This window comes from Streptomyces sp. NPDC059743, assembly GCF_042732975.1.
Classification (GTDB): Bacteria; Actinomycetota; Actinomycetes; order Streptomycetales; family Streptomycetaceae; genus Streptomyces.
The window spans coordinates 93,591-108,364 of sequence record NZ_JBHWGS010000020.1 but is presented as its reverse complement, the minus strand read 5'-3'; the positions used below and the strand labels follow the sequence as shown (position 1 = coordinate 108,364).

Sequence of the window (14,774 nt, the reverse complement as noted above, 5' to 3'; positions counted from 1 at the left end):
ATGACCGGTCCCAGCGGGGGCCGTCCCCCGCACCCTCGTGTGATCGCTTTTGTGGAGAGCCCGGTCCAGCTGCTCAATGTGCTGGAGTGGGCGCGCGCGAGCGCGACCGGTGACGCGGCTGACGCGCTCACCGTCGTCGTGCTCTCGCCCACCGATCCCATGTCACGCGGCCAGCTCCGGCGGATGGCGGAGCTGGCCCGCGACGAGGGCTTCACCGTGCGCTGGCAGGACGCGCGCGGTGGTGCGGGGGCGCCCCTGCGGACCGTACGGGAGCTGGCACCGCTGCTGCGGAAGGCCGGCAGGATCGTGATAGGCGATCCGTTCTCCCGTTATGTACAGCTCCTGCTGACACTGGTCGGCACCAAGGAGCTGACGGTCGTGGACGACGGCACCGCGACCGTGGAGTTCATAGGCCAGATCGCCCGCGGCGAGCGGCTGGTGCGCTGGCACCGGCGCGGTGGCTCCCGAGGGCCGCGGGAACTGGTGCTCGCACCGGTCACCGCCGCCGCGCGGCGCAGGCTGACTCCGTCCGGCGAGCGTCCGGTCGAGGTCTTCACCTCGATGCCCGTCGAGGACGTACCGGACGGGATCACCGTGACCGCCAACCGCTTCGAGTGGACCAGGGCCACCTTCGGCCCGCCCAGGGTCCACGAGGGCGCGGACATGGTCGGCACCTCGCTCGTGGAGACGGGCGTGCTCGACGCGGACCAGTACCTTGAGGCGGTCGCCGCGCTGGCCCGTACCCACAAGGCCACGCGCTACTTCGCCCACCGCCGCGAGAGCGCGGACAAGCTCCACCGCCTCCACACGGCCACCGGCCTGGAGATCGTCCGCCCGGACCTCCCGCTGGAACTGATCGCCCGCCGCGGCCCGATCGGCAGCACGATCCTGAGCTTCCCGTCCACGGTCGTCCACACGCTCCCGCTGGCCCTGGCGGGTACGGGCGTACGCGTGGCGGTGTGCGACATCGCGCCGGAGTGGCTGAAGTCGTCGGCGTCCCCGCGGGCGCAGGGCTTCCTGTCGGGAGTGACGACGACGGCGCGGGATGTGCACAGGCTGCCGAAGACGGCGTCGCCGGCGTAGCTCGGTTTACGTACGAGGCGTTGTGATCTGCCTCACAGGCTGTCACAGCGGCCGGTGACGCGGTGTCTTGAGGTCGAACCCCTGGAAACGGAGGAGACCTCATGGCTGAGAACGCTGGGAACACCGATGCGGCCGAGAACACCGATGTGGTCGTGATCGGCGGCGGGTACGCCGGCGTCATGGCGGCCAATCGGCTGACGCGGCGCGACGATGTGACCGTGACTCTGATCAACCCGCGCCGGACCTTTGTGCACCGGATCCGTCTGCACCAACTGGTCGGCGGGTCCGACGACGCGGTTGTCGACTATCGGGAGATCCTGGGCGAGCGCGTCCGGCTGGTGGCCGACACCGTGACACGGATCGACGCGGCCGGGCGCGGTGTGACGCTGGCCTCGGGCGGCACGGTCCGCTACGACTATCTGATCTACGCGGTGGGCAGCGGCAGCGCCGACCCACGGGTGCCCGGAGCGGCCGAGTTCGCCTACCCGATCGCCGGCCTGGAGGAGGCGCACCGGCTGCGGCCGGCCGTCGACGCCGCGCCCGCCACGGCCGCGGTGACGGTGGTCGGAGCCGGTCCGACCGGCATCGAGACCGCTGCCGAACTGGCGGAGCTGGGCCGTACCGTGACCCTCGTCTGCGGCGGCGTGCTCGGCCCGTACCTGCACCCGCGGGGACGGCGCTCGGTGGCCAGGCGGCTGGCCAAGCTCGGAGTGACCGTACTCGACGGCCCCGACACGAAGGTCACGGCGGTGACGCGCGATGCCGTGCGGCTCAGCGACGGGCGCGAGCTGCCGAGCGCGGTGACCGTCTGGACCGCCGGGTTCGGCGTACCGGACCTGGCCGCCCGCAGCGGGCTCAGTACCGACGCCCTGGGCCGCCTGCTCACGGACGAGACGCTGACCAGCGTGGACGATACGCGCATCGTCGCGGCCGGCGACTCGGCGGCACCGTCGGGCCTGCCGCTGCGGATGAGCTGCCAGTCCGCGATTCCGCTGGGCGCGCGGGCCGCCGACACGGTGCTCAGCCGGATCGCGGGTGAGCGGCCCTCGCGCCTCAACGAGCTGCTCGTCGGCCAGTGCATCAGCCTGGGCCGGCGCGCCGGTATCGTCCAGGCCGCCAACAGGAACGATGTCGCGCTGTGGTTCCACATCGACGGCCGCCCTGCCGCGAGGCTCAAGGAGATCGTGTGCAAGGGCACCGTCAAGTATCTGGCCGATGAGGCGCGTAAGCCCGGTTCGTACGGCTTGCACCGCGTATCAGGAGGCCCCAAGCGCCGGCAGTTGCTGCGGGCCAAGCGCGCCGAGGCGGCGGCGACGGCTTGAGGGCATTCGGCAACGGGGGTCGGCTGAGAAGGAAAGGGGCCGGAATATGAGCGACCACACCAGTGACCACACCACCGACCCGGCGACCGAGACATTCATCGCCCACCGCAACCTGCTCTTCACCGTCGCGTACGAGATGCTCGGATCGGCGGCCGACGCCGAAGACGTCCTCCAGGAAAGCTGGCTGCGGTGGGCCGAGGTCGACCTGGCGCAGGTGCGCGACCAACGTGCCTATCTGGTCAGGATCACGACCCGGCAGTCGCTCAACCGGCTGCGCGCGATGAAGCGCCGCAAGGAAGCGTATGTCGGCCCCTGGCTGCCTGAGCCGCTGCTCACCGCGCCGGACGTGGCCGAGGACGTCGAGCTCGCCGAGAGTGTGTCGATGGCGCTGATGCTCGTCCTGGAGACGCTGTCGCCGACGGAGCGAGCCGTCTTCGTACTGCGCGAGGTTTTCGATGTCGGGTACGACGAGATCGCCGCCGCCGTCGACAAGACTTCCGCGGCCGTACGCCAGATCGCGCACCGTGCCCGCCGGCACGTCGATGCCCGCCGCCCGCGCGAGGTGGTCTCCGCCGGCGAGAGCCGGGCGGTCCTGGAATCGTTCCAGCGCGCGTTCGAAACCGGCGACCTCCAGGGACTCCTCGACGTCCTCGCCCCGGAGGTCGTCCTTGTGGGCGACGGCGGCGGCCTCAAGCAGGCCGCGCTGCGACCGGTCATCGGCGCCCAGAAGGCGGGCCGCTTCATCCTCGGCGGCAGCGGCAAGGTCGCGGGCAGGCTCAGCAGCGACCTCACCCTGGTCAACGGCAACCCGGCACTCGTCGTACGCCTGGACGGCGAGATCGACGGCGTCATGGCGATCCGCGTCGAGAACGCTCGCATCACCGGCCTCTACTACGTCCGCAACCCGGAGAAACTGTCCCGCGTCGAATCCGAGACGCCACTCACGCTGCGATGACCCCCACAGGCGCCCCGCAACACGGGCGGGCACAGACCCACCGGGTTACGGGGCGACCGCGCGGACCAGGAGCGTCCCGATGTGCCCGGGCTGAGGCGCGTCGAGAACACGCGCGTCAGCGCTGGCGAACCCGGCCCGCGCGAGCAGCCGCTCCCACACGGCCGGCCGGAAGCTGTACCGGTAGGTGTACAACGCCTTGCCCGCGAAGCCTCCCTTGTACATGCCCTGCGGCCCGTACGCGCCGGGGATGGCCGGAGGCTGCGAGAAGACGAAGACGCCGCCGGGCTTCAGCCGCCGCCGGACGAGCGGGAAGAGACGGCCCGGATCGGTGAACCAGGCGGCTCCGAAGACGGAGTAGACGGCGTCATACAGCTCCTCGTGTTCGCTCAGATGCTCCAGGACCTCGGCGCACACGAACACCGCGCCGGTGCCGTCCCACTTCGCGGTGGTCTTCCTGACCATGACGGGAGACAGGTCGACGCCCCGAGCAGCGATCCCTTGCCGAGCGAGGTGGGCGAGGGCGCGACCGGTGCCGCAGCCGATCTCCAGCACGGAGCGCGGGTCACCGAGCAGTTCGGGTCCGGGCCCGTGACCGGCGTACTGAGTCCAGCAGAAGCCCGGCTCGGCGTCGTCCTTGAAGGCGGAGGCGGCATAGGCGTCCCACAGTTCGGTCTCGGCGACGATGTCGTGGTGTGCGGGCAAGACGGTTCGTTCCTCTTCACGGGGCAAGCCCTCTGCCCTCTGAGGAACCAAGGGCGGAGGGCTTGCGCAGGACGGTTCAGTGGCTGTCGGGGACCTTGTCGTCGCACGGCGAGCACTCCGTGCCGTCGATCGCCCACAGCTCCTCGTCGATATCGAACCCGATCGATGTCAGAAAGTCAGCGGTGCGCAGGCACAGTCCGTCGCGGCGGCGCTCGATGAACGGGGAGTGGTGCTTGTAGCGGCCCTTGTTGTACGTGTTGCAGAGGGCCCACCAGACGGGTGTGTCGAGGATGAGCTGGTGGACGCCGATGTCGACGAGCTTGCCGACCCCGAGGTGGACCTCAGGGTGTTCCATACAGCCGAGGGTGTACATGACGGCGTTGCCGAGGATGCGTTCGGCCATGTCGCGGACCATCGTGTGGTCGCGCAGCAGCAGGGCGACCTCGCGGTCCCACAGGGTCATGCCGCTGTCCAGCACGTTGATCGGCAGGTGCTTGACGCGCGGCTGGACGGCGTTGAGCAGTTCCTTCGGGTCCCGCGTACGGGTGCTCGCGGGCCGATCGAGAGTAACGGTCATGGGCAAACTCCTCCGGAGGCGGATCGTGCCGTGCCGATTGGACCGAGGCCTGGTGACTCATGTGCTGTGGCCATGAACGGGACAGTAAGGAAAGGGAGTTGAGCGACGCCAGGGGAGTTGCGCGAAGTTGCTCCACCGTTCGATACGGTTGCGGAAGGTTGCTGATACAGGCCCCGCGGAACCCCGACACGGGACGTTGACCTCGGGGAAGCTTGGCAGATCAGTCCCCGACGGAAGGACGTGCCCATGGCCCGACGACTGCGTTTCAACGGCACGGGCAGCGGCGTCAACGGGTGCCCGTCCATTCATGAAGACCTCAGCACGGGCGAGGTCGTCGTGCACGGCCCAGCCCTCACCGATCCCGACGACATCGCCCAGCTCCGGCACTTGAACGAGGGTGAGGTGCCCATCGTCGTGCCTCGCGAGCTGCTCGTCGACTTCGGCCCCAAGGAGGTCACCCGCGTGCCGGACATCATCGGACTGGACGAGTTCGATCGGCTCTTCACACGGTTCGAGCACACGGCCTGGCGCCTGGAGACCCGCCGCCGGTACGCGTCCGACGAACTCACGGAAACCTACGCCCAGTTCACCCGGAGCGAGCCCGTCAACTGGGAGGGGGTCGACACCGAATGGTGCGCGGAGCGCCGCGAGCAGACCGCGCTCGGCAAGCGGTTCGACCGCGTCCGCATTGTCGACAGTCCGCCCACGGCAGGCCAGCTCTACCTGCTCGACAACGCGCGCCGCAACAGCGCCGTCGGCGAGAAGATCCTCAATCTCAGGCGCGCGAACGCCGACCGGCTCGGTCTGCCCGCCGAAGATTTCTGGATCTTCGACTCCCGGCTGGTCGCACTGCTCAACTTCGACGACGCCGACAATCTGGTTGACGTCGAGCTGGTTACGGAGCCCGCAGCGGTGCTGCGGTACGCCATGGCACGTGATGCGGCGATGCATCATGCCATTCCGTACCAGGAGTTCGCGGCGCGGCTGACCGCGAAGGAGGAATAAGGCAGGTGCGTACCGGTGAGCACGGACTATCAGCAGGCACGAGAAGCACTCGGGGTGCGGCTGCGCGAACTCAGGCTCTCAGCCCCTGGTGGCCGGCTCACCGGCATGCGACTCGCCGAGCAGCACGGCTGGAACAAGTCCAAGGTCAGCAGGCTGGAGAACGGCAGGCAGACCCCTACACCCGATGACCTCCGCAAATGGGCCGAGGCAACCGGCCGGCCCGAGGTGTACGACGAACTCCTCGCCCGTCTTCGCGGCTTCGAGTCCCACATCCGGTCATGGCGCCGGCAGCTGGCCTCAGGGCACAAGGCGGTTCAGGACACCCACCTGAGCGCCCATGCCGACGCCACTGTGTTCCGCGGCTGGGAGCCGTCCATGATCTTCGGAATTCTCCAGACGCCGGACTACGCCCGGTCGATCTTCACGAGGTACGCGGAGCTACAGCGATCGCCGCGCGACACCGAGGAGGCGGTGCGGTCCCGTATGAAGCGACAGGAGGCGCTGTACGACTCCTCGAAGAGGTTCCACCTCATCATGTGGGAGGCCGCCCTTCACGCCTTGATCTGTCCGCCCTCGGTTCTCGCGGCCCAGCTCGACCGCCTCGCGGGAGCCGTCGGCCTGGACACGGTGGAGCTGGGGATCATCCCGCTGTCCGCCGCCCTCAAGATCCCTCCGGCCACCGCCTTCTGGATCTACGACGACCGCCAGGTGATCGTCGAGAACTGGCACGCGGAGCTGTGGATCGACGACGAAACCAGCGTGGACACCTACCTGCGGGTCTGGAACACGCTCCGGGAGTCCGCCGCGTACGGCGTTGACGCGCACAACCTCATCAGTGCGGCACAGCGGGCGCTGAACTCACGCTGAGGCCGACGCGTCCGACGAAGAACTCGGCGTTGTCGGCCGAGTCCGCCAACGCCTATCGCCCTGCCCGGGCGGCGAGTTCGGCTTCGAGGTCTACGAAAGTGCAGCCGTGCAGGCCCGTGACGAGCTGGCTGGCGATCACCCAGCGGATGGCCGGGTCGCGGTAGGAGACGGTGACGTCCTCGATCGGGCCGAGGAACGGGTTGAACGGGTTGTAGCGGGCGCCGTACACGCCTTTGACACGGGGGTCCTTCACACGGACGGCGGCGAAGCCGCGGGTCAGGTGAGGGCAGGCGCGGACGGACTTGCCGGCGCAGGGGAGACAGAGCGGCGGATGAGTCGCGCCCATGCCCTCGGGCCAGTTGGGCCAGTCGTCGCGGTGGTCACCGAGCAGCCACAGCACGCCGTGCTCGTTCCGGTCGGCGGGACCGCCGCAGACCTGGCACAGCAGCTTGCGCATGGCCCTGCGCTGCCGTAGCGGATGGACGCGGCTGAACTCCGGCCGCCCATGGCCCTGCCTCAGCAGTGTCCGACTCCACAGAACCCCTTGCAGATCACGGTCGAACGGGTCCTCGCCGACGTACGCGACACCCACGGCCGGACGGGCCGTCACGATCGGGGACTTGACGCGCTCCGCGGTCCAGCCGGTGATGTACGGGACGGTATCGGGCCGTGCGTTCATGACACGCCTCCGGCACGAGCCAGGTGAAGTTCGAACCAGACGCTCTTGCCGATGACACGAGGGATCACACCCCACTGGTCGGCGATCGCCGCCACCATCCACAGCCCTCTCCCGCTCTCAGGGATGTCGGGGATGCCCTCGGTCCCGTCCCCGTTTCCGCACGCCGTCCAGGTGATCTGTGGCATGCCGGTGGCCCAGTCCCGTACCTCGACACGGAGCCGGAGACGGCCCCGGTCGCGGGCCAGGCGATAGGTGACGGTGACGCGGCTGCCCCGGGCAGCCCGCCCGTGGACTACGGCGTTCGAGACCAGTTCGCTGACCGCCGACTCCAAGGCATCACTCATTCCGGTGAGTTGCCACTCCTCAGCTAACTCGCGCGCCCTGGTTCGGGCAGCCTTGGCGGCGGGTCGGTACCGGCGATAACGCGTCTGTTCGGTCCTGATGAGAGCCATGCACGCCTCCTTGGCGTGAGTCCGGGCCTTGCCAGAGTAAGTACTATGCACCTTGGGGAAGTTAAAGTGTCAAGTCACTACTTCGGCAAGAGTGAAGGGCTATTGCCCTCGTAGTTGACGACCGGCACACTTGACCTGCGAGAAGCAGGAGGAAGGCGGCACGAACGTGGCCACCAACAACAACCCGACGATCCGTCAGCGCCGCTTGGCCCGCAGGCTCCGCGAGCTTCGGACGACCGCGGGCATGACCCACGCCGACGCGGCCGAGGCCCTCGGCTCGGCCGAATCGAAGGTCGGCCGCATCGAGAACGCGCTGTCGGGCGTCCGACTGCCGGATCTGCGCGCCCTGCTGGACGCGTACGGCGTGACCAACCCGGCGGAGCGGAGCGAGATCGAACAGCTCTCGCGCGAGGCCAAGCAGAAGGGTTGGTGGTCGCGGTATGCCAACGTTGTTGATTCCGCCTACGCTGCGTACGTTGCGGTCGAATGGGACGCGGCGGAGTTGTACAACGTAGAAACCAGCCTCATTCCGGGCCTGTTGCAAACACCGGAGTACACCAAGGCGCTCATCGAATTGCAGGCACCGGACTCCACCCCGGAGGCCGTGGAGGCTCAGGTCAATGTCCGCCGCGAGCGCCGCAAGATCCTGACGCGGGACAACCCGCTTCAGCTCTGGGTCATCCTCGCGGAGAGCGTGCTGTACCACCGGGTGGGTGGACGCAACGTACTCAAAGCCCAGTTGGAGTCGCTGATCGACGAGAGTCGGCGCCCGAACGTCCAACTACAGGTGCTGCCTCGCGAAGACCCCATGAACTCCTGCCTGTTCGGCCCGTTCGTGATTATGAGTTTTCCGAACGCGGCTGAGACGGACATCATGTACACCGAAGCGCTCACCAGCGCCCTGTATTACGAAGAGGACAGCGATGTGGAGACGTACTCCACCCTGTTCCGGCGCCTCAATATGGCCGCCGCCAATGTCACCCAGTCTCGGACTCTGATCACCGACGCGATAAAGGAAATGGTGGGACCGTGAAGTCTTGCAGGGAATCCGCTTCGGCTTCGGGGCTGAAGTGGGTGAAGTCCTCGTACTCCGGAAACAATGGCAACTGCGTAGAGGCCGCCGCCCTCCCGACCGGCGGCCATGCCCTGCGCGACAGCAAGAACCCCCATGGCCCGGTCCTACTCTTCGGCCCGGGCCAGTGGGATGCATTCGTCAGCGGCGTGACCGTCGGCGAGTTCAACTGACCGTCGCCTTAACGGAAATGGTGGGACCGTGAAGTCTTGCATGGCGTCCGCTTCGGCTCGGGGGCTGGAGTGGGTCAAGTCCTCGTACTCCGGCCAGAACGGGGACTGCGTGGAGGTCGCCGCCCTGCCTGCCGGCGGCCATGCCCTGCGCGACAGCAAGAACCCCCACGGCCCGGTCCTGCTCCTCGGCCCGGGCCAGTGGAGCGCCTTCGTCAGCGGCGTAACAGCTGGCGAGTTCCGCTGACGCTGACAGCCCAGGTGTTCCGAACTGTCGCATGACCGAACCCGGGCCGCCCCCGGCGAGCGCGCTCCGGCGCGGGTGTGCCAGGCAGCGTGGGACGAGGCGCGGTCGTACGGCTCGACCCCGGGCAGGCGGCTGCGGTGACGTTCTCCGCGTACGCGGGAGCCGGCCGGTCCTGGCATGGGCCGCTCACCACTCCGAGCCGCGTTCTCGGCCTGGAGGCGGCCAGGGCTGTGTACTACCGGCGGCCGTCGCCGTACACCGCGCCGGAGGGGCTGGACGCCCAGCATGGTGGGTTCGCCGTTGCGCAGGTCCGGCACGGCCTCGGCGGAATCCTCGCGGCCCTGCCGGACTGTCTGTATGTGAACCATCCACACCTGAATTGGGGCGCGGAGTACAAGCCTCGCCAGATCTCCGCGGCCGTACGGGCGGGGCTGGAGGTTCCGCCGACGCTGATCACGAATGATCCGGACGCCGCCCGTTCCTTCGCCAAGAAGAACGGGCCGGTGGTCTACAAGCCGTTGCGGTCCACGGACTACAAGGAGGACGGTGAAATGCGCACCGTCTGGGTCCGCCAGGTCGAGGCCGACGAGATCGGCGACGGTGTCGCCGCCTGCCCGCACCTGTTCCAGCAGGTGGTCCGCAAGACGGCGGACGTTCGGGTGGCAGCCGTCGGGCGGCGCCTGTTCGCGTCCCGTGTCACCATCGACGGTGATCACCTTGACTGGCGCCTGGACTACGACCGGATCACCTTCGCTCCCATCGATGTCCCAGGGCCGGTCCGGCACGGCATCCACGCCTACATGGATGCCTTCGGTCTGGCCTTCGGGGCCTTCGACTTCGCCCTGGACCGTGGCGAGGCGTGGCGGTTCTATGAATGCAATCCGAACGGGCAGTGGGCGTTCGTGGGCGACGATACGACCAGGGCCATCACCAAGGCCCTCGCCGACCTGTTGGAGAAGGGACGACCCGCGTGACCGAGCCCGCTGTCCCGACCGTGGACGAACGACACGCTGCCCGGCTTGGTGAACAGCTCGCCGACCGGCTCGAAGAGGGCGGCAATCTTCGGTCGCCTGTCTGGCGAGCGGCCGTCACGGCTGTGCCTCGGCATCTGTTCGTCCCCGCGTTCTTCCGCAGGACCAACGGTCCCCGGGGCACCCTCTGGACACCGGTCACGGCCGAGCGGACCGGGACGGACGCCTGGCTGGAAGAGGCGTACACGGACACCACGCTCGTGACCCAGCTCGACGGGGGAATCGGCCCGACGGACGCTGACGGACCGGTTCCCGGTGATCCCACCTCCTCCTCCACCCTGCCGAGTCTGGTCGTTCGCATGCTGGGGGACCTGGACCCGCAGGACGGTGACCAAGTGCTTGAGGTGGGCACCGGCACCGGATACTCCACGGCGCTGATGTGCCACCGCCTCGGCAGCGAGCACGTCACGTCGGTCGAGTACGACCCTGCCGTCGCCGGGCGTGCGCGCGCCGCGATCAAGGCCGCCGGGTACGAGCCGACGCTGATCAACGGTGACGGTCTGCTCGGGTACGGGGCGGGCGCCCCCTACGACCGGCTGATCGCCACCTGTTCCGTGCGTACGATCCCACCCGAGTGGCTCCGGCAGGTGCGGCCCGGGGGCACCATCCTGACCACGCTGTCCGGCTGGTTGTACGGTTCCGGCCTGGTCCGGCTCACCGTGGGCGACAACGGAACCGCCGAGGGCAGGTTCCTGCCCGGCACTGTCTCCTTCATGATCGCCCGGCCGCAGGCGGCCCCCGCACTCACCAGCGTCTCCGAGCTGCTGGAGCAGGCCGCCCACGAGCGGCCCGCGCGTTTCGGGCCCGAGGTGCTGAGCGACTGGACGCCTCAGTTTCTTGCGCAGCTCGCCGCGCCGGGTGCGCAGTATCTGGGGATGAGCAAGGACGGCGGACCCATGCTGGATCATCTGGTCGACCTGGCAGGACCGTCGTTCGCCACGCTGCTGACGGACGGCGAGGGTGCGTTCGCCGTCCGTCAGGGCGGCACCGTCCGGCTGTGGGATGCCGTCGAAGACGCTGTCGAGACCTGGCGGCGGGCCGGATCGCCGCCTCAGACAGCGTTCGGCCTGACCGTCGCGCCTGGGCGGCAGCGCGTGTGGCTCGGGGACCCGGACGGCCCGAGTTGGCCTCTGCCCGTCTGACCGGAACGGGTACCTTCGATGGCTATGGACCCTACCGACCCGGTCGGCCCGGACGAGCCGCTCGATGCCTGGGCCGCCCGGCGCGACGAACGTCGAGCGGCCCACCGGGAGATCACCGGGAACCGTCGCGTCGTCGTTCTTGGCGAAGGAGCGCGGGCCGCGCATGTGACTCCGGATGCTCCCCGGTTGCTTCTGGAGTGGGACGGCACGGCGTGGGCAACGGTCGGTGTCGCCCAGGACGCGTACCAGGCCAGGGAGTTCCTGGGCCATGTGCCGCCGCCGGTCGCCGAGGTCGAGGTCGAGGCAAGCGACCGTCAGCCTCGGCTCGGCAAGGGCACAGGGCGGCACCGCCGTACCTGACCTCGCACCCGGTGGGCGCGGGGCTGGCGCTGTACGGTCCGGTCGGTGGTGGCAGGGTGTGTTCGGGTGGGTGGGGTGGGTAGCGGTGGTTGATGGGTGGGAGTGGGACGACTCGTTGTTTCTCGGGGCCGCCCCGTTCTACCGGCGCGGGAGGCTGCCGTATGCGCCTGGGCTTGCGGAGTTGTTGGGCGAGGTTCTCTCGCTTGATGGGCGTGGGCGGCTGATTGATGTGGGGTGCGGGCCGGGGACGCTGGCGCTGGAGTTGGTGCGGCTCTTTGACGAGGTCGTCGGGGTGGATCCGGACCGGGGGATGATCGCTGAGGCCGAGCGGCAGGCGGCGCGGGGGCCTGGGCATGGACGGAGCCGGTGGGTGCGGGCTCGTGCGGAGGAACTGCCTGCCGGTCTGGGGACCTTCACTGTGGCGACTTTCGGCCAGTCCTTTCACTGGATGGACCGCGATGCCGTGGCCGCCAAGGTCAGGGACATGCTCAGGCCCGGTGGCGCGCTCGTTCATGTCTCGGATCTCAAGACGGAGCGTCTGAGCGTCGACGGTCTGCCGTATCCGGCGGTGCCGTACGCCGCGATCGAGGACCTGACCAGGCGTTATCTCGGACCGGTTCGAAGAGCCGGCCGTGGTGTGCTTCTCCATGGGACGCCCGGCGACGAGGCCGCCGTACTCACCCGGGCGGGCTTCACCGGTCCCGGGCGGTATGTCGTACCCGGCGGTCAGGCGCTGGAGCGGACCTGTGACGACATCGCCGCATGGGTGTTCTCCATGTCGAGCTCCGCGCCGCATCTGTTCGGTGAGCGCCTTGGGGAATTCACGGCGGACCTCGACCGGCTGCTGTGCGAACACTCCGCCTCGGGCCGCTTCTCCGAGCGTCAGCCGAGCACCGAGATCTTCATCTGGCACACGCCCGTCTGACGGGAGCGGCGACCGGTGTGGACCGGCACCCGGCCGGTCGTTGCGACCGGCCGGTGCCGTTGGGCCCTTGGGCCCCTGGGGTCAGCCCTGCTGAGTGAGCTGCTTCAGCGTGTGCTCCAGGCGCGTCAGCAACGTACGCGCGTCGTCCGTGTCCAGTACGGACACCTCACCGATCAGCGTCCGCAGCCGGGCGGCGCCGGCGTCGGTGCGGTCCATCTCCTGTTCGGTCCAGGCCATGCGTACGACACAGCGGACCCGTTCGTCCAGGACGTCGGCGCCGAGCGTGGCGAATGCCGAGGCCGCCTGCTCCAGCAGCCGCAGCGCCTCCTCGCGTATGCGGAGTGCGTCGGTCGGCGGTGTGGCGTTCTCGTCGGGCTCCTCGTCCTCGTCCTCCTCGTCCTCCTCGACTTCGTACAGCTCGTTCAGCAGCAGCTCGCCCGTCTGGGACCACGTACGCGCACGCTCCACCAGGTGCTCGTCGCTGTCGCCGTCGACAGCCGCAGCCGCCTGTGCCATCAGCTCCTTCGCCGTGTCCTGATCGCCCGCCCGGACCTCCAGCCAGGCCAGGGAGCGCAGGGCCCGCGCGGTGGCGACCGGTTCGCCCACGCCGCGCCACAGCTCGATGGCCCGGTGGTACGCGGCGACCGCCTCGTCGCGCAGGCCCGCCTCCGACAGGGACTCGGCGGCGAGCGTGGCGAGCTGGGCCTGCGGACGTTCGTCCTCCCAGCCGCCCGCCACCTCGGCGGCGAGCAGATACTGCTCCGCCGCGGCCCGCCGGTCGCCGAGGGCGCGCAGATTCCGGCCGAGCGTCTCCCGGGCCCGTACGGTCTGCTCCTCGCCGTGTTCCAGCAGATCAGGCAGCGCGGACTCCAGGACTTCGGCCGCCTCGGCATGGCGTCCGGAATCGCCGTACGCCTGGGCGAGGAGCAGCCGGGCGTACGCTCCCGCGCCCGCCGACTCTCCGGCCGCGTCGAACCAGTGGGCCGCTTCGAGCGCGTACTCGGCGGCCTCGGCGTCCTTGCCGCCCTGCTCGTACAGGACATCTGCCAACGTCAGCCGCAGACGGCCCAGTTCGTCCGCCGCCACCAGCTCCGCGCCATGCTCCAGTGCGGCGCGCGCGGCGCTCTCGGCCTCCTGCGGACGGCCCAGCATGCCCAGCAGCCGTGCTCGCCGGGCGAGCGGTTCGGCCGCGTCCCACGGGCGGCCCGCGTCGACGCTGCGCCGCGCGGCCGACGCGAACAGCGCGTCCGCCCGGTCGACGTCGCCCTCCCGCCACGCGTGATCGGCGCGCAGGACTTCGGCCTCGGCGAGGAGATCGTCCAGGGCGTTCGGATCGTCCGGCGCGCCTGGCGCGGTCGCGTCGCCCGTATCGCCGAGGTCGCCGCCCTCGTCCGTCGGCGCGGCTGAGCACTCGGTTTCCCCTGCCGCCCTCTTCGACCCAGCCCTCGTGGTACATGACCTGTACCATGGCCGTATGGCACTGAAGCGCACCAACGTCTACGCCGACGACGCCGACCTCGCTCTGATCAAGGAGGCCGCGGCGCGTCTGGGCGTCCCGGAAGCCGAGATAATCCGTGAGGGCATTCATCGCATCGCTCTGGCGCACCGTGTGTGGGACGAGCCGTTCATCGCCGACGAAGAGACCTTCGACCTCGGCGGGCCCGTCACCAGGGACGACATCCGTGCGGCTGTGACCGATGGATACGAGTCGCGCGAGCGGCGGAACGGCGGGCACGCGGCGTGATCGTCATCGCCGACACCTCCGGACTCCTCGCTCTTTTCAACCGCGCGGACCCGGCTCACCAAGGGGCCAGGAAGGCCGCGGACAGTACCGCGCTTCTCGTCGCCTCCCCCTTGGTGCTCACCGAGGTGCACCAGGTCGCCACCAGCCGCGCGGGGCGTCGTGCCGCCGATGCGATCCTGCGCTCCCTCGCGGCGCGCATCCGCGGGATGCGACTGGTTCTGGCTCCTGCCACGCCCGAGTTCCTCGACACGGCTCTGTCCGTGCGGGCCCGGTACGGATCTCTCGACCTCGATCTCGGCGATGCGCTGAACGTCGTTCTGGCCGCCGAGTACGACACGGACGCCATCCTGACGCGGGACATCCGTGACTTCCGGTCCGTCAGACCGCCGGGCGGCAGGTACACGCACTTCAGGATCCTGCCCGACGACCTCTGAGGTGACG

Annotated in this window: 19 protein-coding genes; 14 read left to right on the top strand and 5 right to left on the bottom strand. The window is 69.3% G+C overall.

Annotation, left to right across the window (positions count from 1 at the left end):
- From ACFV6H_RS31065 to ACFV6H_RS31055, 3 genes are all read left to right on the top strand, one after another.
- A complete protein-coding gene (locus ACFV6H_RS31065; RefSeq protein ID WP_384981789.1) occupies positions 1-1,083 on the top strand; it encodes a hypothetical protein in 1,083 nt (360 codons plus the stop codon).
- Between the two features lie 101 nt (positions 1,084-1,184).
- Complete coding sequence (locus ACFV6H_RS31060) at positions 1,185-2,405, top strand: NAD(P)/FAD-dependent oxidoreductase (protein WP_385548842.1); 1,221 nt, start codon at positions 1,185-1,187, stop codon at positions 2,403-2,405.
- 46 nt (positions 2,406-2,451) lie between these two features.
- Complete coding sequence (locus ACFV6H_RS31055; protein WP_385548839.1) at positions 2,452-3,360, top strand: RNA polymerase sigma-70 factor; 909 nt, start codon at positions 2,452-2,454, stop codon at positions 3,358-3,360.
- 45 nt (positions 3,361-3,405) lie between these two features.
- On the opposite strand, the gene ACFV6H_RS31050 is transcribed toward ACFV6H_RS31055, so the two are convergent.
- Both ACFV6H_RS31050 and ACFV6H_RS31045 read right to left on the bottom strand, forming a co-directional pair.
- Positions 3,406-4,062 carry a class I SAM-dependent methyltransferase gene (locus ACFV6H_RS31050; RefSeq protein WP_385548836.1) on the bottom strand — a complete coding sequence of 219 codons (657 nt, stop codon included), beginning with the start codon at positions 4,060-4,062 and terminating at the stop codon, positions 3,406-3,408.
- Between the two features lie 76 nt (positions 4,063-4,138).
- The gene (locus ACFV6H_RS31045; protein ID WP_385548833.1) at positions 4,139-4,639 is read right to left on the bottom strand and encodes a hypothetical protein; all 501 of its coding nucleotides are present in this window, start codon (positions 4,637-4,639) and stop codon (positions 4,139-4,141) included.
- A 246-nt stretch (positions 4,640-4,885) separates the two neighbouring features.
- Between ACFV6H_RS31045 and ACFV6H_RS31040 the strand changes: the two genes are divergently transcribed.
- Together ACFV6H_RS31040 and ACFV6H_RS31035 are read left to right on the top strand one after the other, a co-directional pair.
- On the top strand, positions 4,886-5,644 hold the full coding sequence (locus tag ACFV6H_RS31040; RefSeq protein WP_385548830.1) for a DUF6879 family protein: 759 nt from the start codon (positions 4,886-4,888) through the stop codon (positions 5,642-5,644).
- Between the two features lie 15 nt (positions 5,645-5,659).
- Positions 5,660-6,511: a helix-turn-helix domain-containing protein gene (locus tag ACFV6H_RS31035; protein ID WP_385548827.1), complete on the top strand. Its 852-nt coding sequence runs from the start codon at positions 5,660-5,662 to the stop codon at positions 6,509-6,511.
- A gap of 52 nt (positions 6,512-6,563) precedes the next feature.
- On the opposite strand, the gene ACFV6H_RS31030 is transcribed toward ACFV6H_RS31035, so the two are convergent.
- Positions 6,564-7,190, bottom strand: a complete 627-nt coding sequence (locus ACFV6H_RS31030) for a hypothetical protein (RefSeq protein WP_385548824.1) — start codon at positions 7,188-7,190, stop codon at positions 6,564-6,566.
- The gene (locus ACFV6H_RS31025) at positions 7,187-7,642 is read right to left on the bottom strand and encodes an ATP-binding protein (protein WP_385548821.1); all 456 of its coding nucleotides are present in this window, start codon (positions 7,640-7,642) and stop codon (positions 7,187-7,189) included. The genes ACFV6H_RS31030 and ACFV6H_RS31025 overlap by 4 nt, the downstream gene beginning before the upstream one ends.
- A gap of 166 nt (positions 7,643-7,808) precedes the next feature.
- On the opposite strand from ACFV6H_RS31025, the gene ACFV6H_RS31020 reads away from it, so the two are divergent.
- From ACFV6H_RS31020 to ACFV6H_RS30990, 7 genes are all read left to right on the top strand, one after another.
- Positions 7,809-8,675 (top strand): helix-turn-helix domain-containing protein, encoded by an 867-nt coding sequence (locus tag ACFV6H_RS31020; protein WP_385548818.1) that lies wholly within the window; start codon positions 7,809-7,811, stop codon positions 8,673-8,675.
- A complete protein-coding gene (locus ACFV6H_RS31015; RefSeq protein ID WP_385548815.1) occupies positions 8,672-8,887 on the top strand; it encodes a DUF397 domain-containing protein in 216 nt (71 codons plus the stop codon). Before ACFV6H_RS31020 ends, ACFV6H_RS31015 begins: the two co-directional genes overlap by 4 nt.
- A gap of 40 nt (positions 8,888-8,927) precedes the next feature.
- The gene (locus tag ACFV6H_RS31010) at positions 8,928-9,131 is read left to right on the top strand and encodes a DUF397 domain-containing protein (RefSeq protein ID WP_385548812.1); all 204 of its coding nucleotides are present in this window, start codon (positions 8,928-8,930) and stop codon (positions 9,129-9,131) included.
- A 77-nt stretch (positions 9,132-9,208) separates the two neighbouring features.
- The gene (locus ACFV6H_RS31005; protein WP_385548809.1) at positions 9,209-10,105 is read left to right on the top strand and encodes an ATP-grasp ribosomal peptide maturase; all 897 of its coding nucleotides are present in this window, start codon (positions 9,209-9,211) and stop codon (positions 10,103-10,105) included.
- Complete coding sequence (tgmC, locus tag ACFV6H_RS31000) at positions 10,102-11,304, top strand: ATP-grasp peptide maturase system methyltransferase (RefSeq protein ID WP_385548806.1); 1,203 nt, start codon at positions 10,102-10,104, stop codon at positions 11,302-11,304. Before ACFV6H_RS31005 ends, tgmC begins: the two co-directional genes overlap by 4 nt.
- Positions 11,305-11,328: 24 nt before the next feature.
- Positions 11,329-11,664, top strand: a complete 336-nt coding sequence (locus tag ACFV6H_RS30995; RefSeq protein ID WP_385548803.1) for a DUF6087 family protein — start codon at positions 11,329-11,331, stop codon at positions 11,662-11,664.
- Positions 11,665-11,749: 85 nt separating this feature from the next.
- Positions 11,750-12,589 carry a class I SAM-dependent methyltransferase gene (locus tag ACFV6H_RS30990; RefSeq protein WP_385548800.1) on the top strand — a complete coding sequence of 280 codons (840 nt, stop codon included), beginning with the start codon at positions 11,750-11,752 and terminating at the stop codon, positions 12,587-12,589.
- An 81-nt stretch (positions 12,590-12,670) separates the two neighbouring features.
- Here ACFV6H_RS30990 and ACFV6H_RS30985 read toward each other — a convergent pair whose 3' ends face one another.
- Positions 12,671-14,080 carry a tetratricopeptide repeat protein gene (locus ACFV6H_RS30985; RefSeq protein ID WP_385548797.1) on the bottom strand — a complete coding sequence of 470 codons (1,410 nt, stop codon included), beginning with the start codon at positions 14,078-14,080 and terminating at the stop codon, positions 12,671-12,673.
- Between ACFV6H_RS30985 and ACFV6H_RS30980 the strand changes: the two genes are divergently transcribed.
- Together ACFV6H_RS30980 and ACFV6H_RS30975 are read left to right on the top strand one after the other, a co-directional pair.
- Entirely contained in the window at positions 14,064-14,333 is a 270-nt protein-coding gene (locus ACFV6H_RS30980; protein ID WP_384981832.1) for a CopG family transcriptional regulator, read from the top strand. The two genes, ACFV6H_RS30985 and ACFV6H_RS30980, sit on opposite strands and share 17 nt — an antisense overlap.
- A complete protein-coding gene (locus ACFV6H_RS30975; protein WP_385548794.1) occupies positions 14,330-14,767 on the top strand; it encodes a type II toxin-antitoxin system VapC family toxin in 438 nt (145 codons plus the stop codon). The genes ACFV6H_RS30980 and ACFV6H_RS30975 overlap by 4 nt, the downstream gene beginning before the upstream one ends.
- The last annotated feature ends 7 nt before the right edge of the window (positions 14,768-14,774 follow it).